25 protein-coding genes are annotated in these 25,679 nt (G+C 74.5%); 14 read left to right on the top strand and 11 right to left on the bottom strand.

The genetic code is table 11. The annotated features are described in order from the left end of the window. Positions 1-8: 8 nt before the first annotated feature. The gene (locus ADK60_RS30275; protein ID WP_053650201.1) at positions 9-383 is read right to left on the bottom strand and encodes a YciI family protein; all 375 of its coding nucleotides are present in this window, start codon (positions 381-383) and stop codon (positions 9-11) included. 284 nt (positions 384-667) lie between these two features. On the opposite strand from ADK60_RS30275, the gene ADK60_RS30270 reads away from it, so the two are divergent. Together ADK60_RS30270 and ADK60_RS30265 are read left to right on the top strand one after the other, a co-directional pair. Further along, entirely contained in the window at positions 668-1,303 is a 636-nt protein-coding gene (locus ADK60_RS30270) for a TetR/AcrR family transcriptional regulator (protein ID WP_234371340.1), read from the top strand. A gap of 86 nt (positions 1,304-1,389) precedes the next feature. Further along, positions 1,390-3,063, top strand: coding sequence for an FAD-binding dehydrogenase (locus tag ADK60_RS30265; protein WP_053650197.1), 1,674 nt, complete (start codon positions 1,390-1,392; stop codon positions 3,061-3,063). A 100-nt stretch (positions 3,064-3,163) separates the two neighbouring features. On the opposite strand, the gene ADK60_RS30260 is transcribed toward ADK60_RS30265, so the two are convergent. Beyond that, on the bottom strand, positions 3,164-4,543 hold the full coding sequence (locus ADK60_RS30260) for an erythromycin esterase family protein (RefSeq protein WP_053650196.1): 1,380 nt from the start codon (positions 4,541-4,543) through the stop codon (positions 3,164-3,166). A 221-nt stretch (positions 4,544-4,764) separates the two neighbouring features. Beyond that, complete coding sequence (locus ADK60_RS30255) at positions 4,765-5,895, bottom strand: hypothetical protein (RefSeq protein WP_053650194.1); 1,131 nt, start codon at positions 5,893-5,895, stop codon at positions 4,765-4,767. A gap of 87 nt (positions 5,896-5,982) precedes the next feature. Between ADK60_RS30255 and ADK60_RS30250 the strand changes: the two genes are divergently transcribed. After that, positions 5,983-6,495, top strand: a complete 513-nt coding sequence (locus ADK60_RS30250; protein ID WP_053650192.1) for a GNAT family N-acetyltransferase — start codon at positions 5,983-5,985, stop codon at positions 6,493-6,495. A gap of 69 nt (positions 6,496-6,564) precedes the next feature. On the opposite strand, the gene ADK60_RS30245 is transcribed toward ADK60_RS30250, so the two are convergent. Next, on the bottom strand, positions 6,565-7,641 hold the full coding sequence (locus ADK60_RS30245) for a fatty acid desaturase family protein (protein WP_053650190.1): 1,077 nt from the start codon (positions 7,639-7,641) through the stop codon (positions 6,565-6,567). 185 nt (positions 7,642-7,826) lie between these two features. Here ADK60_RS30245 and ADK60_RS30240 point away from each other — a divergent pair, with 185 nt between their 5' ends. The 5 genes from ADK60_RS30240 to ADK60_RS30220 all read left to right on the top strand — a co-directional run bounded on the left by ADK60_RS30240 (position 7,827) and on the right by ADK60_RS30220 (position 13,434). After that, positions 7,827-9,365 carry a DUF2079 domain-containing protein gene (locus ADK60_RS30240; protein ID WP_234371338.1) on the top strand — a complete coding sequence of 513 codons (1,539 nt, stop codon included), beginning with the start codon at positions 7,827-7,829 and terminating at the stop codon, positions 9,363-9,365. Between the two features lie 96 nt (positions 9,366-9,461). Then, the gene (locus ADK60_RS30235) at positions 9,462-9,920 is read left to right on the top strand and encodes a GntR family transcriptional regulator (protein ID WP_053650186.1); all 459 of its coding nucleotides are present in this window, start codon (positions 9,462-9,464) and stop codon (positions 9,918-9,920) included. Between the two features lie 81 nt (positions 9,921-10,001). Beyond that, positions 10,002-10,913 (top strand): ABC transporter ATP-binding protein, encoded by a 912-nt coding sequence (locus tag ADK60_RS30230; protein ID WP_053650184.1) that lies wholly within the window; start codon positions 10,002-10,004, stop codon positions 10,911-10,913. Beyond that, a complete protein-coding gene (locus ADK60_RS30225; RefSeq protein WP_053650182.1) occupies positions 10,910-11,962 on the top strand; it encodes an ABC transporter permease in 1,053 nt (350 codons plus the stop codon). The genes ADK60_RS30230 and ADK60_RS30225 overlap by 4 nt, the downstream gene beginning before the upstream one ends. Positions 11,963-12,075: 113 nt before the next feature. Next, positions 12,076-13,434 (top strand): FAD-dependent oxidoreductase, encoded by a 1,359-nt coding sequence (locus tag ADK60_RS30220; protein ID WP_053650180.1) that lies wholly within the window; start codon positions 12,076-12,078, stop codon positions 13,432-13,434. Between the two features lie 29 nt (positions 13,435-13,463). Here the strand turns inward: ADK60_RS30220 and ADK60_RS30215 are convergent, their stop codons facing one another. Both ADK60_RS30215 and ADK60_RS30210 read right to left on the bottom strand, forming a co-directional pair. After that, entirely contained in the window at positions 13,464-14,492 is a 1,029-nt protein-coding gene (locus ADK60_RS30215) for a LacI family DNA-binding transcriptional regulator (RefSeq protein WP_053650178.1), read from the bottom strand. Between the two features lie 71 nt (positions 14,493-14,563). Further along, entirely contained in the window at positions 14,564-15,427 is an 864-nt protein-coding gene (locus ADK60_RS30210) for a MurR/RpiR family transcriptional regulator (protein WP_053650175.1), read from the bottom strand. 139 nt (positions 15,428-15,566) lie between these two features. Between ADK60_RS30210 and ADK60_RS30205 the strand changes: the two genes are divergently transcribed. Continuing rightward, entirely contained in the window at positions 15,567-16,418 is an 852-nt protein-coding gene (locus ADK60_RS30205) for an EamA family transporter (RefSeq protein ID WP_053650173.1), read from the top strand. 37 nt (positions 16,419-16,455) lie between these two features. Here the strand turns inward: ADK60_RS30205 and ADK60_RS30200 are convergent, their stop codons facing one another. Then, entirely contained in the window at positions 16,456-17,232 is a 777-nt protein-coding gene (locus tag ADK60_RS30200) for a GNAT family N-acetyltransferase (protein WP_053650171.1), read from the bottom strand. Positions 17,233-17,404: 172 nt separating this feature from the next. Here ADK60_RS30200 and ADK60_RS30195 point away from each other — a divergent pair, with 172 nt between their 5' ends. Further along, positions 17,405-17,857 carry a hypothetical protein gene (locus tag ADK60_RS30195; protein ID WP_053650169.1) on the top strand — a complete coding sequence of 151 codons (453 nt, stop codon included), beginning with the start codon at positions 17,405-17,407 and terminating at the stop codon, positions 17,855-17,857. Positions 17,858-17,915: 58 nt separating this feature from the next. Here the strand turns inward: ADK60_RS30195 and ADK60_RS30190 are convergent, their stop codons facing one another. From ADK60_RS30190 to ADK60_RS30180, 3 genes are all read right to left on the bottom strand, one after another. Further along, complete coding sequence (locus tag ADK60_RS30190; protein ID WP_053650167.1) at positions 17,916-19,013, bottom strand: WD40/YVTN/BNR-like repeat-containing protein; 1,098 nt, start codon at positions 19,011-19,013, stop codon at positions 17,916-17,918. A gap of 225 nt (positions 19,014-19,238) precedes the next feature. After that, positions 19,239-20,747, bottom strand: a complete 1,509-nt coding sequence (locus ADK60_RS30185; RefSeq protein ID WP_045942165.1) for a dihydrolipoyl dehydrogenase family protein — start codon at positions 20,745-20,747, stop codon at positions 19,239-19,241. A 255-nt stretch (positions 20,748-21,002) separates the two neighbouring features. Then, positions 21,003-21,746, bottom strand: coding sequence for an alpha/beta fold hydrolase (locus tag ADK60_RS30180; protein WP_053650164.1), 744 nt, complete (start codon positions 21,744-21,746; stop codon positions 21,003-21,005). Between the two features lie 253 nt (positions 21,747-21,999). Between ADK60_RS30180 and ADK60_RS30175 the strand changes: the two genes are divergently transcribed. Further along, complete coding sequence (locus tag ADK60_RS30175; protein ID WP_045942167.1) at positions 22,000-22,971, top strand: helix-turn-helix transcriptional regulator; 972 nt, start codon at positions 22,000-22,002, stop codon at positions 22,969-22,971. Between the two features lie 97 nt (positions 22,972-23,068). On the opposite strand, the gene trxA is transcribed toward ADK60_RS30175, so the two are convergent. Continuing rightward, a complete protein-coding gene (gene trxA, locus ADK60_RS30170) occupies positions 23,069-23,494 on the bottom strand; it encodes a thioredoxin (protein ID WP_286163482.1) in 426 nt (141 codons plus the stop codon). 153 nt (positions 23,495-23,647) lie between these two features. Between trxA and ADK60_RS30165 the strand changes: the two genes are divergently transcribed. From ADK60_RS30165 to ADK60_RS45215, 3 genes are all read left to right on the top strand, one after another. Continuing rightward, positions 23,648-24,232 carry a hypothetical protein gene (locus tag ADK60_RS30165; protein WP_053650162.1) on the top strand — a complete coding sequence of 195 codons (585 nt, stop codon included), beginning with the start codon at positions 23,648-23,650 and terminating at the stop codon, positions 24,230-24,232. 64 nt (positions 24,233-24,296) lie between these two features. Further along, positions 24,297-24,857 carry a sigma-70 family RNA polymerase sigma factor gene (locus ADK60_RS30160; protein ID WP_045942181.1) on the top strand — a complete coding sequence of 187 codons (561 nt, stop codon included), beginning with the start codon at positions 24,297-24,299 and terminating at the stop codon, positions 24,855-24,857. After that, on the top strand, positions 24,854-25,679 hold an 826-nt coding region (locus tag ADK60_RS45215; protein WP_053650160.1), incomplete at its 3' end, for an anti-sigma factor family protein. The genes ADK60_RS30160 and ADK60_RS45215, both read left to right, overlap by 4 nt.

Here is a 25,679-nt window from a genome sequence, read left to right as displayed (position 1 = left end):
TCCGCCCGTCACGCCTCCGGCGGCGTGGCGGCCTCGTCGATCTGCCGCAGCTCGGCGCCGACCGTCCAGCTCCCCGGGTGGACCTCCAGGAAGCGCCGGGTCCACTCGACGGCCTCGGCCATGTCCTTGCACTGGAGGATCGCGTAGCCGCCCACGACCTCCTTGGTCTCGGTGAACGGTCCGTCGGTGCAGCTCACCTTGCCGCCGTCCCAGAGCAGCCGGGTGCCCTCCTTGGTGGGCAGCAGCCCGGCGGTCTCCAGCATCACCCCGGCCTTGGTGATCTCCGCGAACAGCGCCCCCATCCGCTCCTCGAACGCGGGGTCCGTCTCGAAGTTCTGGGACTGCTGCTCGTCGATGCGGATCAGGCTCATGAAGCGCGGCATGGTACTCACTCCTCGTCGGTGCGGGCGGGGCTTCTCCCCGCCGCTCACCCCTGCGTCGAACGGAGGGCGTCCGTTTCGACAGCCGGTCGGGAAATTCTTCCGACGGATTCCGGCCCCGGCCACCGGAGCACCCGGTGTGCCGGTGTGCCGGTGCGGCGGCCGCGGGAAAGCGGCGCCGCGCGGGTGTATCGGACCCGGCAGGGTCTCCGCTACGGTGGCGGCGGATACACCGATGTATCCGATGCGGTGATGTATCGAGTGCGGTGTTGTATCGAGGTGGGACTGTGGCGACGACGGATGCGGCACCCGGGCCCGGCGGCGTCCGGGTGACCGCGCGCAGGGCACGGACGAGGGCCCGGCTGCTGGAGGCCGCGTTCGGCGTGTTCGCGGCCAAGGGGTTCGGCCGGGTGTCGATCGAGGAGGTCTGCGAGGCCGCGGGGTACAGCCGGGGAGCGTTCTACTCGAACTTCGACACCCTGGAGGAGCTGTTCTTCGTCCTGTACGAGGAGCGGGCCGAGCTGATCGCCGCCCAGGTCACCGGGGCGCTCGCGGCGGGGGCCGGGGACACCGACGTGGCCTCGCTGGTCGAGCGGGTGACCGGGGTGCTGCTGCTGGAGCGCGACTGGCTGCTGATCAAGACGGACTTCCTCGTCGCCGCCGCCAGGGACCCGCGGACCGCGCGGACGCTGCTGGAACACCGTCGGCGGCTGCGGGAACTGATCGCCGAACGGCTGGCCGAGGTGGCCGCCGAGCGCCCGCTGCCCGAGGTGCTGGGGGGTGCCGAGGGAGCGGCCCACGCGGTGATCGCCGCCTACGACGGTGTCACCACCCAGCTCCTGCTGGACCGCGACGTCGAGCACGCCCGGGCCTGGCTCCGGCAGCTGCTGCTCGCCCTGCTGTCCGCCGACGGACCCTGCTGACGGGCGCACCCTGCCTTCCCCCTCGCCCTTGTCTTCCCTGTGTCCCCGGCCGGACCGGCCGGTCGCCCGAAGGATGGAGTGCTGTCATGGACGCCGATGTCATCGTGGTCGGAGCAGGCCTCGCCGGGCTCGTCGCGGCGCGCGAGCTCACCGCGCGGGGCCGACGGGTCGCGCTGCTGGACCAGGAGAGCGCCGCCAACCTCGGCGGCCAGGCCCACTGGTCCTTCGGCGGGCTCTTCCTGGTGGACTCGCCCGAACAGCGGCGCCTCGGTGTGAAGGACTCCGTCGAGCTGGCGTGGAACGACTGGAGCGGCAGCGCCCGCTTCGACCGCCTCGACGACGAGGACTCCTGGGCGGTGCGCTGGGCCCGCGCCTACGTGGACTTCGCCGCCGGGGAGAAGCGCGCCTGGATCACGGAGCGCGGTATCAAACTGACACCGCTGGTGGGCTGGGCCGAGCGCGGCGACCTCCGCGCGGACGGCCACGGCAACTCCGTGCCGCGCTTCCACGTCCCCTGGGGCACCGGCACCGGGGTGGTCGGCCCGTTCGTGCAGGACGCCCGGCAGGCCGTCGCCGCAGGCCTGCTCACCTTCCACCACCGCCACCGGGTCGACGAGTTGGTGGTCCGGGACGGGGCGGTGACGGGCGTGCGGGGCACCCTGCTGGCGGCGGACCCGGCACCGCGCGGCGCCGCCTCCAGCCGGGAGCCGGTCGGGGAGTTCGAACTCACCGCCCAGGCCGTGATCGTCACCACCGGCGGCATCGGCGGCGACCACGAACTCGTGCGCCGCCACTGGCCGGAGCGCATGGGCACGCCTCCGAAGGACATGATCACGGGCGTCCCGGCGTACGTGGACGGGCGGATGCTCGACATCAGCGCCGCCGCAGGGGTGCGGCTGGTCAACCGCGACCGCATGTGGCACTACACCGAGGGCATCCGGAACTGGGACCCGATCTGGCCCGGACACGCGATCCGCATCCTCCCGGGCCCGTCGCCGCTGTGGTTCGACGCCCTCGGCCGGCGTCTGCCGGAGCCCTGCCTGCCCGGCTACGACACCCTGGGCACGCTCAGGCACCTCCGCACCACCGAGGACATCGCGCGGTACGACCACTCGTGGTTCGTCCTCACCCAGCGGATGATCGAGAAGGAGTTCGCGCTGTCGGGCTCGGAGCAGAACCCCGACCTCACCAGCGGCGACCGCAAGGCCGTCCTGCGCGAGCGCCTCCTCGGCAGCGGGGCACCCCGGCCGGTGGAGGCGTTCAAGCGGAACGGCGCGGACTTCGTCGTCGCCGCCACCCTGGAGGAACTGGTGGCGAAGATGAACGGCCTGACCGAGGAACCGCTGCTCGACCCGGCCGTGCTGAGGGCCCAGATCGAGGCCCGGGACCTCCAGATCGCCAACCCCTTCAGCAAGGACGCCCAGATCCAGGGCATCCGCAACTCCCGCCGCTACCTCGGCGACCGGCTCAGCCGCACCTCCGCCCCGCACCGCGTCCTCGACCCGGCGGCGGGTCCGCTGATCGGCGTCAAGCTGCACGTCCTGACCCGGAAGACCCTCGGCGGCATCCAGACCGACCTCGACTCCCGCGCCCTCGGGCTCGACGGGCGGCCCGTCGACGGCCTGTACGCGGCGGGGGAGGTCGCCGGGTTCGGCGGCGGGGGCGTCCACGGCTACAACGCCCTGGAGGGCACCTTCCTCGGCGGCTGCCTGTTCTCCGGCCGGGCGGCGGGCCGGGCGGCGGCGGAGGCGGTGGCCTGACCGGCCCGACGAGGACGTGACGACGAGGGCGTGACGACGAGGGTGTGGCGAGGGGGCGTGGCGACGAGCGCGTGGCGAGGGGGCGTCACGCCCCGGGCGGTCAGAACATGCGGGCCTGGGTGACCTGGTTCAGGTGGATCAGGACGTCGTAGGCCCGGCCGATCGCCAACTGCGGCTGGGGGTCGGTGCGGTAGACCGACCCGGCCTCGTAGGTGGGGCGGGAGACGTTCAGCCAGTCGCGGGCCGCCCGGGGGGCGGTGCGCAGATCGACGTAGTAGTCCCGGTAGCGGACCCGGTCGAGGGTGTGCTCGTTCATGTCCGGCGTGGCCGGCGGGACGGTGACGGTCTTCCAGGCGTCGGTCAGGATCCCGTCGTTGGTGAGGAAGGAGCCGCCGTCGAAGGTGAAGCCGATGGCCACGTAGTCGCGGCCGTAGGTGTCCCGCAGGTGGGACCCCTGCGGCTCGGGGTAGAGGAAGGTGTCGGTGGCCAGGTAGCCGGCGTGCCCGTTGTGCGCCGACAGCAGCACCTTGCCGCCGGTCCGGCGCTCCCACCAGGCGGTGTTGTCCGCCATCGCCCGGTCGCGCAGCTGCTCCGCGGCGGAGACGGAGGCCGGGTCGGCGAGGTCCAGGGCGGCGAAGTCGAAGGTGTCGGCGATGTTCCTGGCGTGCTGCACGGCCCACGCGTGGGCGTCCCCGCCGGTACCGCTCGCGGTGACCAGGTCGAGGGCCTGCCGCGCCTTGGCGGCGTTCTCCCGGCGCTCGGCGACCGGCTTCTTCAGGTACGCCATGGTGTCGTCGAACGGCCGCAGCCCGGCGTAGAGCCCGTCGAGCTGCGGGAGCGCGTCCGGCCGGGCCTCGCCCAGGTAGGAGGCGACCCGTTCGAAGATCCGGTCGCCGAGCCTCGGGGCGCCGATGTCGTCGCCCAGGAAGTGGACCGGGTTCCGCGGGTGGCTCCGGTTGTAGGAGCGCATCCAGGCGATCAGGTCGGCGAACTCCTCGCGGTCCCACGGGCTGCCGCCCAGGGCGTCCTTGACCACCTGCCGCGCGTCGCCCGGGCCGCCCTGGATGTACTCCTCGACCTGCAGACCGCTGCTCCAGCTGGTCTCCAGGGCGAAGGTGGTGAAGCCCTTCTCCTCGACGAGGTAGCGGAACAGCCGCTGCTTCATCGCGAAGAACTCGTGCGACCCGTGGGTGGCCTCGCCGAGGCCGACCACCCGGGCGTCGCCGATCATCGCGCCCAGGGCCCGCAGGTCCGCGGTGCGGCCGCCCGGCTCGGTGGTCCGCAGCGGCTGGGCGACGCCCTCCAGCGCCCGCACCACGGCGGAGCGCTGGGCCTGCGCCGGGTCCGCGGCCGTGGCGGCGGCCGCCGCCGGGGTCACCGGCGCGGCAACCGCCGCCACGGGGGCCAGCACCGCCGCCGCGGCCAGTGCCGCCGTCGCCGCCAGCAGCCCGCGCCGCCCGATCCGCTTGTTGCCTGCCATCGTTGTGATCACTCCTCAACCCGACGGAACGCCGATGACCTCGGCGTTCGATGAGTTGATCTTCGCTTCGGAGGACCCTGCGGCGCGCTGGGGAGGGCCGCCGTCCTTGCTGGGGAAACCCCCCGGTCGGATTCGGTGGCGGGCCCCCGACCGGTGGCGGCCCGCCGTCCGTTACCCGGGCGCGCGGCACCGGGCGACGGGGAGGCGACGGAGGCGACGCGTTACGGGTGGCCGTGCCGCACGTCGGTGTTCTTCTCCGGGCGCAGCTCGGCCGCCAGCGGTTCGGCCTTGGCCCGCTTCACCGCCAGGGCGCGGGCCAGGTCGAACGCCGCCACCGGGTCGTCCTGCTTGCGCCACGGCTGCGCCCCGCACCAGGGGCCGATCGCCCGGAACTGCTCCAGCGCCACCTCGTACGACTCCACCTCGCCGGCGAAGTGCGCCAGCAGGTGCCGCAGCTGCGGCATCCGCTCGTCGTCCGGACGGACCTGGCGCAGCTGGGCGGCGAGGTTGTCGATCCGCCACCTGGTCCGGTCCGCGGCCAGTGTGCCGGTGATGCTGCGGCGCTCCTCCAACTCGGCGAGCGCGTGCAGGTAGATCCCGCCCAGCGGGCTCCCGGGCGGGGCCGAGTCCATGGTGCGCTCGGCGAAGGCCATCATCTTGTCGTTCGACCCGAACCACTTGGCGCACCAGTACTGCATGGCCTGCCAGTGGCCGTCGTAGTGGTACCAGGCGCGCTTCAGCAGCTCGTCCCACGCCTCCTGGAACTGCTCCGGGGTGAACTGCGCCCCGCGCGCCGCCGTCACGATCACCACCCACGGGCCGGGGTTCGCCGGGTCCAGCAGCGCGGCCCGGCGGGCGGCCTCGATCGCGGCCGGCAGCAGCTCGATGAAGCTGTTGATCGCGTCGTCACCGACCTCGTCCCGGTAGCCGGAGCCGCGCACCTCCCAGGCGCGGTGCACCATCAGCTTGGCCTCCAGGGTGGCGGCGTCGCAGTCGCCCGGCTCGGCGGCGCGCCAGGCGGTCAGCCAGCCGTCCCCCTCGGCCGCGACCGCCGCCAGCAGGCCGAGCCGGGACCAGCGCTCGTCCCAGTGGTCCCCGGCCTCGGCGACGTACGCGGCCGCCGGGCGCCAGTCCCCGGCCCAGGCGGCCTCGGCGATTGCCTGCGAGCGCTCGCGCTGCTCCAGCGGGGTCGGCGGGCCGGACCTGGTCGGGTCGAGCCGCTCGCGCGGCGGCATGCCGTACGCCGCCGGGTCGAAGCCCTCCCGGGCCCACTTCAGCTGGTTGCGCCGCCGGAGGAAGCGGTAGACGAGGTAGGCCACGAAGGCCAGGAGGATGATCAGCAGACGTATCACGAGGGCGAATCATGGCTGGTGGGACGGGGTGCGTGCAAAGCGATAACGGCTCGCCGAATGCGGTGTTCCATGGAAGCATCCGCTGTTATGGGGACGAATCTGCACGGCGCGCACGTCACACTCCGCCCGGCCTCGGCCGAGGACATCCCGGCCCTGGTCGCCATCCGCCGCACCCCGGAGGTCTTGGCCCGCTGGCGCGGTGGTGACGACCTCACCGACGCCGTCACCACCGACCTCGCCGAGCCCGGCACCGAGACCTTCGCGATCGAGGTCGGGGGCCGGGTCGTCGGCGCGGTCCAGTGGTACGCGGAGAACGACGACGAGTACCGCCACGCCGGGATCGACATCTACCTCGACCCGGCCCACCACGGCCGCGGCCACGGCACCGACGCCGTCCGCACGCTGGCCCGCCACCTCGTCGACGACCACCACTACCACCGGCTGATCATCGACCCGGCGGCGGACAACGCGGCGGCGATCCGCTGCTACGAGAAGGTCGGCTTCCGCCCGGTGGGGGTGATGCGCCAGTACGAGCGCGGCTCCGACGGCACCTGGCACGACAATCTGCTGATGGACCTGCTGGCCGCCGAACTCGTCTGATCCGCGGCGGGGCTCGCCGCCGGTGCGCCCCGGCGGGGTGAGTGCCCCGGTGGGGAGTGGTCCGGCGGGTCAGTGGTCCGCGCGCAGCGGCTCGCCGGTGCGGTGGAGGTGGGTGAAGATCTCCCGGTAGGAGCGGAGCAGCCCGGTCTCGTAGTACGGGATGCCCTTCTCCGCGCAGAACCGGCGGGTGATCCGGGCGGCCCGGGGGAGGGCGGGGGTCGGCATGCTGGGGAAGAGGTGGTGCTCGACCTGGTAGTTGAGGCCACCCATCAGGGTGTCGAGCACCGGGTTGCCGCGGACGTTGCGCGAGGTCAGCACCTGGCGGCGGAGGAAGTCCAGCCGCATCTCCGGGGTCACCATCAGCATGCCCTTGTGGTTGGGCGCGAAGACGCAGCCCAGGAGGATGCCCAGCAGCGCCTGGTGGACGGCGAGGAAGGCGATCGCCTTTCCGGCGGGGAGGGCGGCGAGGACGACCCCGAGGTAGGCCGCGAAGTGGAGGACCAGCAGGGAGCCCTCCAGCCGGGGGCGCTTCATGCCGGGGCTGCGCAGCGCGCGGAAGCTGTTCCAGCTGAGGTTGAGGCCCTCCAGGCACAGCAGCGGGACGAAGAGGTAGGCCAGCCGGCGGCCGATGAACCGGGCGGCCCCGCGTGACTCCCGGGCCTGCTGCTGGGACCACACCACGATGTCGGGGGAGACGTCCGGGTCCCGGCCCTCGTGGTTGGGGTTGGCGTGGTGGCGGGTGTGCTTGCTCATCCACCAGCCGTAGCTCATACCCATCAGCAGGTTGGCGACGATCCGCCCGCCGGTCTCGCTCGCCCGGCGCCCGGCGAATACTTGACGGTGCGCCAGGTCGTGTGCGAGCAGCCCGAGTTGGGTGAATACGACGGACATGCCGGCGGCCAGGGCGAGTTGCAGCCAGGTGTCGCCCAGGGCGAACAGGGCGTACCAGCCGCCGGCGAACGCCGCGAGGGTGAGACCGATGCGCGCGGTGTAGTAGCCGGGGCGCCGGTCGAGCAGTCCCTCCTCGGTGATCCGGCGGGCCAGCTGGGCGAAGTCGCTGCCCTCCCGCTCCCGCCCGGCCGTGGTGGCGCTGGTGGCCGTAGTGACTGGTGCGGGCGGGGCAAGCGTCGTGGGCTCTGGGCTCATGACAGGAAGTCTGGTGCCCGGCCCGGGGCCGGAGAACCGGACAAGCCCCCTTTCCGGTAGGGGGGTTGACCCCCGGCTCGGGGGCGGGAAAGCCCCCGCCCGGCGGCGGTCGGGGTTGACGGCTGCCGCGGGGTTCCACCACCCTTTCACTAATTGAGTAGTGAAAGGGTGGTTTACTCATGTGGATGCTCCATGCCCTCCGGCGGCCCCGGCCGCTGTCCTGGGGGCTGGCCGGGCTGTTCGCCGCGCTCTACGCCTGCGTCGCCGTCAACCGGCACCGGCGGATGCTGACCCAGGCCTACGACCTGGGCATCTTCGAGCAGGCGGTGCGCGCCTACGCCCATGGGGAGGCGCCGGTGGTGCTGCTCAAGGGCCCCGGCTACCAGCTGCTCGGCGACCACTTCCACCCGCTGCTCGCCACTCTCGCCCCGCTGTACCGGCTGTTCCCGAGTGCCGTCACGCTGCTGCTGGCGCAGGCGGTGCTGATGGCGCTGGCCGTCGTGCCGCTCGCCCGGTGGGCCTTCGACGTGGGCGGCCCGCGGCCGGCCGTGCTGGTCGGCGTGCTGACCGGGGCCTCCTGGGGGATCGTCGAGGCGGTGGCCGACGACTTCCACGAGATCGCGTTCGCGGTGCCGCTGCTGGCCTTCGCCGCCACCGCGCTCGGCCGGGGCCGACCGGTCGCGGCGGTGCTCTGGGCCCTGCCACTGGTCCTGGTCAAGGAGGACCTCGGGCTCACCGTGGCCGTGGTCGGCGCGCTGGTCTTCGTCCGGGCGGGGAAGGGCAGCGGGACCAGGGCGCTGGGCTTCGGGGCGGCGGTGTTCGGGCTCGCGGCGACCGCGCTGACCGTGCTGGTGGTGCTGCCGTCGTTCAATCCGGACGGGGGCTTCGACTACTGGGGCCAGATGGGTACGCGGGAGGCGGCGGGCGCGCCCTGGGAGGTCGCGGGGCGGCTGGTCTGGCCGCCGCTGAAGTGGCTGCTGCTCGGGCTGGCGGCCGCGACAGCCGGCTTCCTGGGGCTGCGGTCGCCGCTGGTCCTGCTCTGCGTGCCCACCCTGGGCTGGCGGCTGGCCGCCGACAACTCGCACTACTGGGGCGTGAGTTACCACTACAGCGCGGTGCTGATGCCGCTGCTGCTGGCGGCCCTGGTGGATGCCGTGCGGCGGACCGGAGCCTTCGCGGGGCCGGGTCGAGTGCTCGCGCGGGGCCGGGAGGCCGGACCGGACCGGACGGCCGTCCGCCGGGCCCGTCGCGCACTGGCGGTGGCCGGCCTGGTCGCCCTGGTGACACTGCCGGTCTACCCGCTGCACGAACTCGTCGCTCCCGGGGCCTGGGGGACCTCGCCCCGACTGGAGCGGGCCCGCGCGATGCTCGCCCGGATACCCGACGGTGCCACCGTCGTCGCCTCCAACCGCCTCGCCGCGCAACTGGCCGGGCGGACCACGGTCGGCCTGGTGTGCCGCGAGCCGTCGCCACCGCTTGTCGAATCACCGTCGGCCGGGACGCTCTCGATCGGGACGCCGTCGGCCGGGACGCCGTCGGCCGGGACGCTTTCGGCCGGAGCGGTGCGGGGAGGCCCGGAGTGGGTGGTCGTCGACCTGGCCGATCCGAGCGTGCAGGCGCCCTGTGCGATCGCCGACACCCTCCGGATGCTCGACCGCTACGAGCGGCTCGGCTACCGCCGGGTCGTGGACGACGGTGACCTGCGGCTGCTCGGTCGTCCGTAGGACTTCCCGCACGTTCTCCCGGGTGGGTCGGACTTGACCGCGGCGCAGTGGTCCGCCACCATTCCACCAATAAACTAGTGAAAGGGTGATGAGGGTGTGATCGAGTACCGCATCGAGCGGCGCAGCGGAGTCTCCACCTACCAGCAGATCGTGCAGCAGACCAAGCAGGCGCTGCGCCTCGGTGTGCTGCAGCCCGGGGACAAGCTGCCGACCGCGCGGGAGGTGGTCGAACAGACCGCGATCAACCCGAACACCGTGCTGAAGGCCTATCGCGAACTCGAACGCGAGGGGCTGGTCGAGCCCCGGCCCGGCCTCGGCACCTTCGTCCGGCGTTCGCTCGCCCGGCCCGAGGCGGCCGCCGACGGACCGCTGCGCGCGGGGCTGGTGGAGTGGGTCGACGAAGCCCGCGCGGTCGGACTCGACCGCGAGGACATCTCCGCGCTGATGGCCTCCGTGCTGGAGCAGCGCTTCGAGACCGGCGTCACCGGGAGCACCGGTGGTGCGGGAAGTACCGGTAGCGCCGGGAGCACCGGGCCGGCGGATCCGGCCGCGTAGAACAGAGAGGGTGGGGGCCGCATGACAGACGCGACAGACGCGACAGCGGCGAAGCAGACGATATCCGGGCTGTCGGACGGCATGCCTTCCGACAGCACACCGTCCGGCGGGGCGCCGGCCATCGAGGCCGTGGGACTCGGCAAGCGCTACGGGCGCGACCGGTGGGCGCTGCGCGACTGCGAGTTCACCGTCCCGGTCGGCCGGATCTGCGGCGTGGTCGGTGCCAACGGGGCCGGCAAGAGCACCCTGCTCACCCTGGCCGCCCGCCTGATCGAGCCCACCGAGGGCGAGTTGCGGGTGTTCGGCGAGGCGGCGAGCACCCCGGAGGCGCGGGCCAGGGTCGCCTGCGTCACCCAGGAGAAGCCGCTCTACCCCTCCTTCACGGTGGCGGGGACACTGCGCATGGGGCGCGAACTCAACCCGGGCTGGGACGAGGAGGCGGCCCAGCGGGTCGTCGAGATGGGGGAGTTGAGGCTCGACGCCCGCGTCGGCTCGCTCTCCGGGGGCCAGCGCACCCGGGTCGCGCTCGCGCTCGCCCTCGGCAAGCGCGCCGACCTGCTGCTGCTCGACGAGCCGATGGCCGACCTCGACCCGCTCGCCCGCCACGAGCTGATGGGCGTCCTGATGGCCGAGGCCGCCGAACGCGGCACCACGATCCTGGTCTCCTCGCACATCCTGCCCGAACTCGACGGCATCATGGACCACTTGCTGCTGGTGCAGGCGGGCCGGATCCGGCTGTCCGGGGACCCGGAGGAGATCCTGGACAGCCATCAGCTGCTCACCGGCATCGCCGACGGGGCGGAACTCCCCGCCGGGACCGCCGTGGAGCGGAGGGTCAGGGGCCGCCAGGTCACCGCGCTGCTGCACACCGGCGAACCGGTCGACGGGCCTTGGGAGTCGGTCCGGCCGAGTCTGGAGGAACTCCTGCTGGCCTACCTCCGCACCCCGCTGCCCCCGCCCGACACCGCCCCCGATCGCGAGGCCGCCGCATGAGCACCAGCACCCTGTCCGGCCCGGCGACCCCGCCCCACCCGGCCGCCCCGCCGGCCGCGAACGCCGGCTCCGCCCCGGTCCGCCGCAGGCGCGGGCCGAGCGGAGTGCTGTGGCTGGTTCTGCACCAGAACCGGCCCGCGATCCGGTCGGTGGCGATCCTGCTCGTTCTCGTCTCGGTCGTCCTGGTCGCCATGCACGTCCTGATCCAGGACCGGATCGGGGCCATGCAGCAGTCCTCCTGCTACACCCCGGCGTCCTGGGAACGGATCGAGTGCCGGGTGCAGCTCGGCCGGGTCGAGCTGCTGACCCGGATGTTCACCGACATCCTCCAGCCCGCCGTCACCGCCGTCCCGCTGCTGATCGGCATGTTCCTCGGCGGGCCGCTGCTCGCCCAGGAGTACGAACGCGGCACCGTCCGGCTGGTCCTGACCCAGTCCGTCACCCCGCGCCGCTGGCTGCTGACCCGGCTCGCCGTCCCCGGCGTGACCGTCCTGGTGGCGACCGCCGTGCTGTCCACGCTGACCAGCTGGGTGTGGTGGTCGGACGTCTACCACGGTCCGGTGGCCTTCGACCCCCCGTTCCAGGGCTTCACCTACCCGGTGCTGGGCCTCGCCCCGGTCGCCTGGTCGCTGTTCGGCCTGGCCCTCGGCGTGCTGGTGGGGCAGCTGCTGCGGCGCACCGTCGCCGCCGTGCTGGTCAGCGGGGTGGTGGTGGCACTCGCCCAGGCGGTGATGGTCGCCTGGCGGCCGTTCTTCTGGCCACTGGTCGAGGAGGAGCAGCCCTACAACAACAGGATGGGCGGGTTCGTCAAGCCCGCCGGTGCCTGGCTGGTGGAGCACGGCGTGGTGCGCGCGGACGGCACTCGGATGATGGACGACGAGTGCTTCGAGGTGGCCAGCGCCTGCAACGAGGCACCGACCTCCTGGGGTCAGTACCACCCTGTCTCGCACCTCGTGCCGATCCAGCTGGTCGAGGCCGGTCTGCTGCTGGTGCTCACCGCCCTGGTGGTGACCGTCGTCCTCCGCCGGCTCACCCGCGCCGGGGTCTGAACGGTCCGGCGCCGTCCGATTACGGTCTTCTGCCCGCGCGCCCGGCCCAGCAGACTGGGACGGCGTCACGGCCGATTGCGGTCTCCCCCGTCCCAGAAGGAGAACTGCGCAGCATGACCGGAACGACAGCAAGCACCGGCGCGACCGGTGAGACCGATGACACCAGTGGGTCCGGTGGGTCCGGTGGGTCCGGAACGACCGCGAGGATCGCCGTCATCGGCGCCGGCCCCGCCGGCCTCACCCTCGCCCGGATCCTCCAGGTCCACGGCATCGCCGCCACCGTGTACGAGCGCGAGCCCGACCGGGACGTCCGCGGCCAGGGCGGGACCCTCGACCTGCACGGCGACACCGGTCGGCGCGCCGTCCAGGAGGCGCGCCTGACCGAGGAGTTCTGGGCGAAGGCCCGGCCCGAGGGTGCCGAGTTCCGCATCGTCGACAAGCACGGCGCCGCCCCCCGCGGCTTCGGTGCCGGGCCCGCTCCGGACACCGCCGGTGCGTCGGGCCCTCCTGGCGCCGCGGACGGGTCGGGTGCGCCGGGCGGGGCCGACCCGGGGGAGAGCCCCGAGATCGACCGGGGCGATCTGCGCGGACTGCTGCTGGACTCGCTCGCCCCCGGCGCCGTCCGCTGGGGCCACCGCCTCGACCGCGCCGAGCCGCTCGGCGACGGCCGGCACCGGCTGCACTTCGACAACGGCGCCGTTGAGCACTGCGACCTGCTGGTCGGCGCCGAGGGCGCGCACTCCCGGGTCCGCCCGCTGCTCACCCCGGTGGAGCCGCACTACACCGGCGTCAACCTGGTCGAGCTGGGCATCCCCGACGCGGACCGGACCGCCCCCGGGGCCGCCGCCGCCGTGGGCAACGGCAGCCTGTTCGCGTTCCACGACAACAAGGGCCTGGTCCTCCAGCGCAACAGTGACGGCCGGATCCGCGTCTACGCCTTCTTCCGCAGCCCCGAGGACTGGCTACGGGTGGCCGGCCTCTCCGCGCACGACCCGGCGGGCACCCGCGCCGCCGTCGCCCGGCACTTCGCCGACTGGGCACCGGAGTTCCGGGACGCCCTGGCGGCCTGCGACGACACCCTGCGCACCCAGCCGCTGGAGATGCTGCCGGTCGGCCTGCGCTGGTCGCGCCGCCCTGGCGTCACCCTGGTCGGGGACGCGGCGCACCTGATGTCCCCGTTCGCCGGGCAGGGCGTCAACCTCGCGATGTGGGACGCCGCCGAACTCGCGCTCGCGGTGGCCCCCGTGCTGGCTCCACCGGCCCGCTGGGAGGCTTCGACGGCGGCCGCCATCGAGGCCGCCGTCGAGGGCTACGAGAAGGCGATGTTCGAACGGGGTGCGTTCTGGGCCGGCATCTCCGCGTTCAACCACGACCGGGTGCTGGCCCCCGACGGCCACGAGAACCTGCACCTCATGGCCGGGCCGCCCACCGCTCCGCCCACCGCTCCGGGCAGCGCTCCGGACGGCACGTAGCCCGGACCCCTGCCGCTGCCCGGGCCCGCTCAGGACCCGGTGCAGCCGCAGGACCGCCGGACCACCATCCGGGCCGGGAACATCCGGGCCCCGGCGGTGGGCGCCGGCTCCCCGTCGGCGCGCACACCGAGCACCAGGTCGACGGCGGCGCGCGCCATCTCCTCCTGCGCGGTGGCCACGCTGGTCAGCGGCGGGCCGGCGATCACGGCCTCCGCGATGTCGTCGAACCCGGCCACCGCCAGGTCCTCCGGCACCCGCAGGCCGAGGTCGTCGGCGGCCCGCAACAGGCCGATCGCCTGATCGTCGGTCGCGCAGAACACGGCCGTCGGCCGGTCGGCGCGCGCCAGCAGCGCGAGCGCCTCCCGGTGGGCGCGGACGCGGTCGAAGGGCGCGCCGACCAGTCGGCCCTCGGTGGTGAGCCCGGCCTCGGTGAGCGCGGCGGCCCAGCCGGCGGTGCGGACGGTGACCGGGTCGCTCGGGCTGAGCGAGAAGGTGCCGCCGAAGCAGTGCACGGTGGCGTGGCCGTGCCCGAGCAGATGGCCGACGACCTCCCGCGCCCCGCCCTCGTCGTCCGCGACGACCGCGATCCCGTGCTCGGTCTCGGCGCGGTGGTGCAGCAGCACGACCGGTGTCCCCTCCGGGGCGTCCGCCCGGGCGACGCCGGGGGCGGACGGGTCCTGGGTGACCAGGATCAGGCCGTCCACCTGCATGCCCAGGAAGGCGCGGATGTAGTGGGCCTCGCGCTCGTCGGCGTAGTCGGAGTTGCCGATCAGCAGCAGCCGCCCGCGCTCGGCGGCGGCCCGCTCCACGGTGTGCGCGAGTTCGGCGAAGAAGGGCTGCCGGGCGTCCGGCACGACCATGCCGATCAGGTCGGTCCGCCGCCGCGCCATGGCCTGCGCGACGCGGTTCGGCCGGTACCCCAGCTCCTCGACGGCGGCGAGCACCCGGGCCCGGGTCGCGGCCGCCACCGGCCGAGGCCCGTCGTTGATCACATAACTCACGACCGCCGTCGACGTCCCCGCCGTCCTCGCCACGTCGTCCCGCGTCACCCTTGCCATGCCCGCGAGCCTACACACCGGCACCGACGGGCCCGGCCGTCGTTCCGCCGGCCGGACGCCGCGTCGGGCCGTCAGTACATCTGGTCGGCGGTGACGTCCGCGGAGCGGCGCAGGGCCTGTTCCGCCGGTTCGCCGCGCAGGGCGAGCAGGGTGAGCGTCAGCGCGTCCACCACCGTCAGGTGGGCGATCCGGCTGGCGGTGGTCTCCAGTCCGAAGACCAGGTCCTGGCCGCCGGCGACCAGGGTGTGGGTGGCGGCCTCGCCGAGCGGGGAGCGGGCGTAGCTGGTGACCGCCACCACCGCGGCGCCGTTGCCGCGGGCGTGGCGGGCGGCGTCGACCACGGTGCGGGTCGCCCCGGTGTGGCTGACCGCCAGGCAGGCGGAGGCGGAGGTCAGCTGGGCGGCGGCCAGTTGCGCGGTGCTCGGGTCGGCGGGGGCGTCGGTGCGCAGGCCCAGGGCGCGCAGCCGGTAGGCCGCGTCCAGGACCACCGCGCCGGAGAGCCCCTCGCCGAGGACGAGGACGTGGTCGGCGGCGTTCAGTGCCTCGGCCGCCGCCCGCAGCTCGTCGACGGCGAGCGTCGTGGTGATCCCGTCGAGCGCCTCCCGGGCGGCGCGAACGGTGTCGGCGAGGGCGCGGGCCGCCGGGTCCCGGGTGTCGGACGCGTCCGGCGCCAGGGCCGGGGCCTGGCGGACGGCCGCGATCTTCAGCTCCTGGTAGCCCCGGAAACCGAGTCGCTGGCAGGCGCGGACCACCGAGGACGGCGCCGTCCCGGCGAGCTCGGCGACATCGCTCACGCTGAGGCCGACGAGATCGGCGCCCCGCGCGAGGACCACCTGGGCGACCCGCTCCTCGCTGCCGCGCAGCTCGCCCAGCCGGGCGCGGACGTGGGCGGCCAGCTGGGACTCCAGCGGAGAAAAATCGGAATGCTCTTCCATGGATCAAGTGTAACGTGGAACCGGATTCCGGCGATCGGTGCTCCACCGGCCCGTCGATCCGTCGATCCGTCGATCCGTCGATCCGTCGTTTTGTTGTTCCGTCGTTCTGTTGTTCCGTCCTTCGGAGGGGAGCCCCGCCATGGCAGCCGCCGCCGTTCCCGTGGCCGTTCTGACCGCCGCCGTCCTGCACGCGGTGTGGAACGGGCTGGCGCACCGGATCCAGGACAAGCTGGTCGGCTTCACCCTGATCAACCTCGCGTACACCGCGTGCGCGGTGGTCCTGGTGCTGCTCAACCCGTTCCCGGCGGCCGCCGCCTGGCCGTACCTGCTGGCCTCGGTGGCGATGCAGGTGACGTCCCAGCTGCTGCTCCTGCGCGCCTACCAGCTGGGGGACTTCGGGCAGATGTACCCGATCGCGCGCGGTTCGGCGCCGCTGCTGGTCGCGGTGCTGTCGGTGGCCCTCCTCGGCGAGTCCCCCGGGGCCGGGGAGCTGCTCGGGGTGGCCGTCATCTCCTGCGGCCTGGTCGGGCTGGCCTTCGCCAAGGGGATCCCGGGCCGGGCCCAGCTGCCCGCGCTCGCGGCGGCGCTCGGTACCGGGGTGATGATCGCCGCGTACACCGTGTCCGACGACGGCGGCGTCCGGCACGCGGGGACGGTCGGCGGCTACGTCGCCTGGCTGTTCCTGCTCCAGGGGCCGGTCCTGGCACTGGTCGCCCGGGTGCGGCGCGGGCCGGGGCTGTTGGCCGGGGCCGGTCCGGCGGTGCCGTTCGGGCTGCTCGGCGGAGTGCTGTCGCTGACCGCCTACGGGCTGGTGGTGTGGGCGCAGTCCCGGGGGGACCTCGCCACCGTCGCGGCGCTGCGCGAGACGAGCATCGTGATCGCCGCGCTGATCGCCGCCGTGGTCTTCCGGGAGCGCCTCGGGCGGCTGCGGATGGCGGCGAGCGCGGCCGTGCTGGCCGGGATAGCCGTCCTGGAACTGGCCCGCCCCTGAGGCCGGTTCCAGGACGGCGGGGGCGACTCCGCGCGACTCAGGGGACGACGACCGTCAGCGAACTGTGCGTCGTCGTGAAACCCAGCTCCTCGTAGAGCTGTCGGGCCCGGTTGCCCTCGGTCACGGCCAGTCCGATCCGGGCGGCGCCACCGGCGGCGACCTCGGCGACGACCCGGCGCAGCAGGTCGCGGCCGAGACCGGGGTAGCCGTGCGACGGGTGGCGGAACACATGGGCGATCCAGGGCAGGCCGTCCCAGTCGGTGAGCACGGCACCGGCCACCACCCGGTCGGCACCGTCCACGACCAGGGTGCTGGCCGGCAGCACGGGGCCTATCACCTGCCCGGAGAGCAGTTCGGCGATCCTCCGCACCGAGGACCGATCGTCCCGGCCGTCGTCCGGGCGGTGGTCGGGGTGGCCGGGGCCGAAGGCCGCCCTGGAGGCGGGCACGAGCGCCTCGGGCCCACGGTCGCAGGGAACGGTGCGGAACCCGTCCCGGAGCGGGGTGTCCGCCCAGCCCGCCCAGCCCCCGGGCGGGGGAGCGTCGGTGAGGTTCCGGTGCATCGTGTGGCCGTGGCGCAGCACCGCGGCCCCCTGGCGCACCAGTTCCTCCCCGAGCCGGACCGGGCCGGAGACCACCCAGCCCGCCAGTTCCGTCCGCACGAAGGCGGCCAGGGCGGCCGGATCCGCGCCCGGGTCGACCGCCTCCAGCCGGTCCGCCCAGGGCCGGCCCTCCCGTTCGCCCCGCTCGAACCGCACCACCGCGACCCCGTCGGCTCCGTACCCGTACTGCCAGTCGTTCCCGCCCTGCGCCACGCCGTTCGTCCGATCCTCGAGCCTCGGCACACCCCTCGGTGCGCCCTGTCGTCCGCCATGCTCGGTGAACGATCCGCCGGCATCAACCGACTGTCGGTCAACCGGCCTGCCGGGGCGGCGAATCGGGAGGGCCGTGGCCGGATTGTCGGTGGCGGCGCCTAGCGTTCCCGGTATGAGCGTTCCCGACGTCGTCCCGATCCTCCACGAGCCCGGCTACCGCACCGACACCATCGGCCGCTGCCGGGGCGGTCAGTTCTTCGCCTCCGTCTGCTACGCCGTCCCCGAGGGGTCGCCCGACCTCGACGGCGGGGCGTGGTACGCGGTGCTGCACCGGTTCGACGCGGGCGGGCGGCACCTCGACTCACGGATCGAGGCGGCGCCGGAGGAGTTCGACACCGGTGTCGGGAAGGCCGCCGAGGAACTGCTGCGGGAGTGGCTGGACGTGCTGCCGGAGCGGGAGTTCGGGGACATCGCCGTCGCGCCCTTCGCGGTGCTGGTCGACGGCTGCCGCTTCGGCCTGGTCGTCGAGCGGCACGGCGAGGACGCGACGGAGGACGACTGGGCCGAGCTCTACCCCGACGGCCTCGGCTTCCACGCCCCCTGGGACGGCGAGTACGACACCTGAGCCCGCCCGTCCCCGGACCCGCCGTCCCGAACCCGGTGGTCGGCGGCCCCCGGCCCGCTCAGTCCGCGATCACCGCCGCGCGGACGCAGAGGACGTCCGGCAGGTGGGAGAGCACCGGCGACCAGTGCCCGCCCTCGTCGTTGCTGGCGTAGACCTCGCCGGTCCGGGTGCCGAAGTAGATGCCGGCCGGCGCGAGGTCGTCGGTGCGCAGCGCGTCCCGCAGCACGACGCCGTAGTGGTCCTCGCCGGGCAGGCCCTCGGCGAGCGCCTGCCAGCTGTCGCCGGCGTCGTTGGTGCGGAAGACCCGGCAGCGGTGGCCCGGCGGAATCCGGTCGTCGGCGCCGCCGAGCGGGAACACGTACGCGGTGTCGGCGCGGTGCGGGTGGGCGGCGATCGCGAAGCCGAAGTCGGCGGGCAGGCCCTCGGCGATCGAGCGCCAGCTCGCGCCGGCGTCGTCGCTGCGGTAGACGCCGCCGTGGTTCTGGAGGTAGAGCCGGTCCGGGTTCACGGCGTCCCGGGCGATCTTGTGCACGCACTGGCCGAACTCGGGGTACTGGTTCTCCTCCGGCAGGAACTCGGCCCGCAGACCGGTGTTGGAGGGTTCCCAGCTGCCGCCGCCGTCCTTGCTGCGGTAGACGCCGCCGCTGGAGACGGCGACCAGCAGCCGTTCCGGGTCGCGCGGGTCGCAGAGCACGGTGTGCAGGCCCTGGCCCCCGTAGCCGGCGCCCCACTCGGTGCGCTGCGGGTGGTCCCACAGCGAATCGACCAGGGTGAAGGTCTCGCCGCCGTCCGCGGAGCGGAACAGCGCGGCGGGTTCGGTGCCCGCGTAGACCACGCCCGGGGCCTCGGGCCCGGCCGGCTGGAGCTGCCAGACCCGGGTCAGCGAGGCGCCCGTGCGCTCGGGGAAGCGGACGGCCGGGGTGGACGGCTCCGACCAGCTTGCGCCGAGGTCGTCCGAGCGCCACACCGACGGGCCCCAGTGACTGCTGTCGGCGCCCACCAGCAGTCTGGTCCGATCGCCGCGGCGGTCGACGGCGACGGAGTAGATCGCGTTCATCCGGAAGTGCGGCCCGCTGAACTTCCAGTCCAGCCGGTCACGACTGCGGCCGAGAAAGAGGCCCTTCTCGGTCCCGACGGCCAACAGCACCTCGGTCATTGCCACACACCACCCGGTCGGCGAAACGGCCCCCGCGGACACCCCTCCCCGGGCCAGTGTCCCGCCGTCGGGGGCCCGCCACATCTCGCCGCGCCGTGGCGGGTCGCCACCGGGCACCGCCCCGCACCCGACGGCGCACCCGACCGCGTACCCGACGGCGCGGCGCCCGGGACGCCCGGGCACCGCGCCGCCGACCGCCGCCGACCGCCGTCGGCCCTGTCGCCGTCAGCCCCGGCAGCCCTCCAGCAGCCGCAGCCAGACCTCGCTGATCGTCGGATAGGCGGGCACCGCGTGCCACAGCCGGTCGATGGGCACCTCGCCGACCACCGCGATCGTCGCCGAGTGCAGCAGTTCCGAGACGCCGGGGCCGACGAAGGTCGCGCCGACCAGCACCTCCCGGTCCAGGTCGAAGACGACCCGGGCCCGGCCGCGGTAGTCGTCGCCGTAGAGCGAGGCCCCGGCGACCGCGCCGAGGTCGTGGTCGATCGCCTTGACCCGCAGTCCGGCCCGTTCGGCGGCGTCGAGGGTCAGACCGACGGCGGCGACCTCCGGTTGGGTGAAGACCACCTGGGGCGCGCCGGCGCTGTCCGCGGACGCGGCGTGCGCGCCCCAGCGCTCGGTGTCCAGCGGGCGCGCCTGGGCGCGGGCGACGATCGCCGCGCCGGTGATCCGCGCCTGGTACTTGCCCTGATGGGTGAGCAGCGCCCGGTGGTTGACGTCCCCGGCCGCGTACAGCCACGCGCCGTCGACGCCGAGCACGGTGCAGCTGTCGTCCACGTCGAGCCAGTTGCCGGGGTGCAGACCGACCTGCTCCAGGCCGACGTCGGCCGTGCGCGGGGCACGCCCGGTGGCGTACAGCACCTCGTCCACGGTCAGCCGCCCGCCGTCGCCCAGGGTGAGCGTGACCTCGGACGGGCCCTCCGCCGGGCCATCCGCAGGGTCCGTCCCGTTCGCCCCCTCCGCCCCGGCCACCGCCCGCCGCTCCAGCGCGGTCACCTCCGTCCCGAACCGGAGGTCCACCCCGAGGTCCCGAAGACCGTCCGCGACCAGCTCGCCGGCGAACGGCTCCGTCCGGGGCAGCAGCGCGGAGCCGCGGACCAGCAGCACCACCTCCGAGCCGAGCGCCCGCCAGGCGGTGGCGAGTTCCACGCCGACCACCCCGCCGCCCACCACGGCCAGCCGCCGGGGGACGGCGGGCGCGCCGGTGGCCTCGCGGTTGGTCCACGGCCGGGCGTCGGCCAGTCCGGCCACGTCGCGCGGCAGCACCGGGCGGCTCCCGGTGCAGATCGCGACGGCGTGCCGGGCCACCAGCAGCCGCTCGCCGCCGTCCTCCGACTCGACCGTCACCTGCCGTTCGCCGGCCAGCCGGCCGTGGCCCCGGACCAGTTCGATGCCGGTGTCACGGAGCCAGCGCACCTGGCCGTCGTCCTGCCAGTGCGAGGCGAACGAGTCGCGCCGGGCGAGCACCGCGGCCGCGTCCAGCGTCCCGCCGCCGACCGCCTCCCGGGAACCGGCCACCGCGCGGGCGTCGGCCAGCGCGGCCACCGGGCGCAGCAGCGCCTTGCTCGGCATGCAGGCCCAGTACGAGCACTCCCCGCCGACCAGTTCGCTCTCCACGATCACCGTGCGCAGCCCGGCGGCGGCCGTCCGGTCGGCGACGTTCTCGCCGGTGGGGCCCGCGCCGATCACGATGACGTCGAACTCCTCGGGGGCGGGGGACTGGGGGGAGGTCATACGTGCTCCTCGCTGCTCTGGATCGGTGCTGTCGTTCGGGCGGACGGCGCGGGCCCGCAGACGTTCAGGTGCTCCGGCGCCGGAACACCGTCACGCCGCGGTGCCGTCCTGCGGTGCCCATCCTGCGCCGACCGGACCGCCCGGCGCAGCCGAACACGCGGGCGAAGCGCCGGTCCGGACAACCCCTTCACACCTCGGTGGCGGCCGCACCGCACCGAGGTGCGGTGCGGCCGCCACCGGGTGCCAGGGCACGAACTACCCGAGCTCGCCCAACTCCGCGAGCGCCGCCGCCGTTTCGGCCGGCCGGGAGAACATCGGCCAGTGCCCGGTCAGTACCTCGCGCAGCTCCCATTCCGCCCCGCCGAGCGCCGCGAAGTACGGGTGTCCGGCGGCGATCATCTCCCGGACCTGTGCCAGCGGCATCGTGCAGGAGACCAGCGCCTTCGGCAGCTTGTCCGCCCCGCCGGTCAGCCGCACCGGCTCGTAGAGCGTCCCGGCCGGCTGGGCCGTCGCCCGCTCGCGGAAGCGCGCCAGCCCGGCCTCGTCGATGCCCTCCACCGAGGCGCCGTCGGAGGCCAGCACCTCCCAGGACGGCAGCGGCAGCCACTGGCCGTCCACCAGCGTGGCCTCCAGCGTGGCGCGGTAGGCCGGGTCCCAGAGGTCCGCGAGCACGACACCGTCGTCGAGCGGGCCGGAGTCGAGGTAGACCACCCGCCGGATCCGCTCCGGCACCCGGTCGGCCGCGCCGGACACCGCGATGGTGCCGCCGCTGTGCGCCACCAGGATCACGTCCCGGAGGTCCTCGCGGACCAACAGCTCGGTGAGGTCGGCGACCTGGGCCTCGGTGCCGGTCTCCGCCGCGGGCTCGCCGGCCCGCTCGGCGAGCCCGGGCAGGGTCACCGCGTGCACGGTGTGGCCGGCGGCGCGCAGGGGTTCGGCCACCTCCTCCCAGGCCCAGCCGCCGAGCCAGAAACCGGGGACGAGTACGAAGGTGCTCATGATGGGACGGTCCTCTCTGGAATGCCTGTGGTGGGCGCGGGCCCGGTCCTGACCGTCACCCGGGCCGCCCGCCGTGACACCGACCCTAGAATGGCAACCGGACAGAACTCGACCGGATTTGTCGCCGGTTCGATCATCCGGGCGCCCGCGTCACCGTCCGCCTCGTCGTCCACCCGCCTCGCAGTCCACCCGGCCCGCCGACCGTCCGGCCCGCCGACCGTCCGGCCGATCGGCAGAACAGGAGCGGAACACCGTGGAGCACCCGGTCAGCCGCATCCTTGCCCTCCTCGAACTGCTCCAGGCCCGCCCCGGCCTCACCGGCGCCGACCTCGCCGAGCGGCTGGAGGTCGACGTCCGCACCGTGCGCCGCTACGCGGCCCGGCTCGCCGAACTCGGCATCCCCGTCCAGGCCGAGCGCGGCCGCTACGGCGGCTACCGGCTGCTGCCCGGCTACCGGCTGCCGCCGCTGATGCTCACCGGGGACGAGGCCGCCTCGGTGGTGCTCGGGCTGCTGGCCGGCCGCCGGTCCGGGCTGTCGGTGGGGGAGCAGGCCGGGGAGTCGGCCCTCGCCAAGATCCAGCGGGTGCTGCCGCCGGCACTGCGCGACCAGGTCGCGGCCGTCGAGCAGACCCTCGGACTGACCGGCGCGCCCGCCACCGGCCCCAGCCCGGCCGCCTCGGCGCTGTTCACGCTCGCCGAGGCCGCGCGCCGGAACCGCCGGGTCCGGCTCGACTACCGGGACCGCGCCGGCACGCCCAGCGAGCGCGAGTTCGACCCGTACGGGCTGGTCTTCCACTCGGGCCGCTGGTACACCACGGGGCTGGACCACCGCAGCGGCGAGCAGCGGACCTTCCGGCTGGACCGGATCCGCTCCGTCCACCCGGGCGAGGCCGGCTTCGAACCGCCCGCGGACGCCGACCCGGTGCGGCGGGTCCTGGAATCCCTCGCCTCGGTGCCGTGGCAGCACGAGATCGAGGTCGTCCTGACCACCGGCCTGGACGAGGCCCGCCACCGCCTCCCGCCGACCGTCGGCACGGTCACCCCGACCGAGGACGGCAGGGTGCTCTTCCGCGCCCGGGCCGAGCGCCTCGACGGCATGGCCGTGCTGCTCGCCGGTCTCGGCTGGCCCTTCACCGTCCGCCGCCCCGCCGCCCTGCGCGACGAGGTCCGCGCGCTCGCCGCCCGGCTCGCCGACTGGACGGAGGACGGACCGGCCGACGGCTGAGCGGCCCTCCACGCGCGTGCCGGTCCGCCGAAGAACGCGACGGCGGGCCCCGGGGCGGACGGACCACCCCGGAGCCCGCCGTACGGGCGACCGGCCGTCAGGCCTGCGGAGCGCCGTTCTGCTCCGACGCCACCTTCCGCTTGACCTCGTCCATGTCCAGCTTCCTGGCCTGGCCGATCAGATCCTCGAACACCGGCTCGGGCAGCGCCCCGGCCTGGGAGAAGACGAGCACGCCCTCCCGGATGATCGCCAGCGTCGGGATCGACTGGATCCCGAACGCCGCGGCGAGCTCCTGCTGCGCCTCGGTGTCGACCTTGGCGAACACGAGGTCCTGGTGCCGCTCGGCGGCCTTCTCGAAGACCGGCGCGAACTGCCGGCACGGGCCGCACCAGGCCGCCCAGAAGTCGATCAGGACGAAATCCTTGCCGCCCTCACCGGGGACGATCTCGTCGAAGTTCTCCTTGGTCAGCTCGACCGTGCTGCTCATCTCGCGATTCCTGCCCTTCCGGTGGTGGCGGTCCAGGCCGTGTGCCCATCTGCCCCCGGACAACGGCTGCTGTCCGCGCGCTATTCCGCGGACCCTACCGCGCGGTTCGTCGAGCGGAAGCGGGTCCCCGTCCGTACCGGAGGGTGTCAGGCACCGACGTGCCCACCCACCGACCGGGGAGCGGTCACCATGCGCAACACCCGCCGTACCCGTACCGAAGGCCCGACCGGTTCCGTTCGCGGGCCCGGGCGCCTCGCCGTGCTCGCCGCCGCCGGGCTGGCCGCCGCCGCCCTCGTCGCGGGCTGCGGTTCGTCCGCCTCCTCCGGCGGCTCGGCGCCCGCCAGCCCGCCCGCGTCCTCCTCCGCCCCCGCCGTACCGGGAATGTCCGCCGCCACCCTGCGGACCACGACCGACGCCCGGCTCGGCACCGTCGTCACCGACAGCGCGGGCTTCACCCTCTACCGCTTCGACAAGGACAGCGCCACACCGCCCACCGCCACCTGCGCCGGCGACTGCGCCGCGCTCTGGCCCCCGGCCGCGGCCCCGGCCGACGGCACGGCGGTCACCGTCAACGGCGTCGACGCGAAACTCGTCGGCACCGTCACCCGGGCCGACGGCAGCAAGCAGCTCACCCTCGCCGGCTGGCCGCTCTACCGCTACGCCCCGGACCGGAACCCCGGCGACACCAAGGGCCAGGGCGTCCAGGGCGTCTGGTTCGCGGTGACCCCCGCCGGCGACCGGGCCGCCGCCGGCTCGGGCGGCTCCGGTTACTGAGCCCGACGGGCCCGACGGGCCGCCGCCCACACTCGACCCGGAGGCACGGGTGCGCAAGGATGTGATGGTGACCGAGGAGCCTCCCGGTGGCGGCCGCCCGGCCGCGCGGAGCGCGTCGGCACCGGACGAGGAGCTGATGCGCGCCCTCTACCGCGAGCACGCCGGGCCCCTGCTGGGCTTCGTGCTCCACCTCGTCGCCGGGGACCGCCAACGCGCCGAGGACGTCGTGCAGGAGACCCTGCTGCGGGCCTGGCGCAACCTCCACCGGCTCGACCCGGCGACCGCGTCCCTGCGCCCCTGGCTCGCCACCGTCGCGCGGCGGATCGTCATCGACGGACACCGCGCCGCGCTCGCCCGACCGCGCGAAGTGGACGCGGCACCACTGGAGTTGCTGCCAGCCGCGGACGAACTCGACCGCGCACTGCGGATGATGACGGTCGCCGACGCCCTCGGCGACCTCTCGCCCGCGCACCGGGAGGTCGTCGTGGAGACCTACTTCAAGGGCCTGACCGCCACCGAAGCGGCCGCCGAACTCGGCATCCCCGCAGGTACCGTGCGCTCGCGGCTGTACTACGCGCTGCGCGCGCTCAGGCTCGCGCTGGAGGAACGGGGCGTGACACCGTGACACCGCACGAGCCCGGCCCCGAACCGTCCGTGCACCTCGACGTCGCAGGCTACGTCCTCGGCGTCCTGGACCCGGCCGAACGCGCCGCCTTCGACGCCCATCTGGCCGCCGGCTGTCCGCAGTGCGCCCGGCAACTGGCCGAACTCACTCCGGTCGGAACCCTGCTGGCCGAGTACGCGGCCGACGGCGACCCGGCCGACCCACTGCCGGAGCCGGACCCGGCGCTGCTCGACCGGCTGGTGACGGAGGCCGGGGCGGTCCGCCGCCGGAGCCGGGTCCGGCGGCTGGCGCTGGTCGTCGCGGCCGCCGTCGTAGCACTGGCCGGACCTGCGGTGACCGCCGCCGTCATCACCGCCGACTCCCCGCCCGCGGTGGTCGCCACGGCCGCCGCCCACCGCTTCACCGCGACGGACCCCACGACCGGCGCCCACGCCGTCGTCGGCGTCGACGCCGCGCCCTGGGGCAGCCGGGTCACCCTCGAACTCTCCGGCGTCCCCGGCCCGCTCACCTGCGACCTGGTCGCCGTCTCCGCCGCAGGCGACCGGCAGACGGTGACCACCTGGAGCGTCCCCGCCACCGGCTACACCACCGCCGCCCTCCACACCACCGGCGGCACTGCCCTCCCGCCCACCACCATCCACCACTTCGAAATCCGCACCCTCGACACCGACACCCTCCTCCTCACCATCCCCACCCCCACCCCCAACAGCCCCGGGGCGAAGCCTTCGCCCCCCCCCGCCCCGGCCGACACCGCCCCGGCCAGCCCGAGGATGATCACGATGATCGGCTTCGCCAGGTCCACCGCCAGCATCACCCCCGCCC

The organism is Streptomyces sp. XY431 (genome assembly GCF_001279805.1).
In the GTDB taxonomy this organism is placed as follows: domain Bacteria; phylum Actinomycetota; class Actinomycetes; order Streptomycetales; family Streptomycetaceae; genus Kitasatospora; species Kitasatospora purpeofusca.
This window is presented reverse-complemented; position numbering and strand designations above follow the sequence as displayed.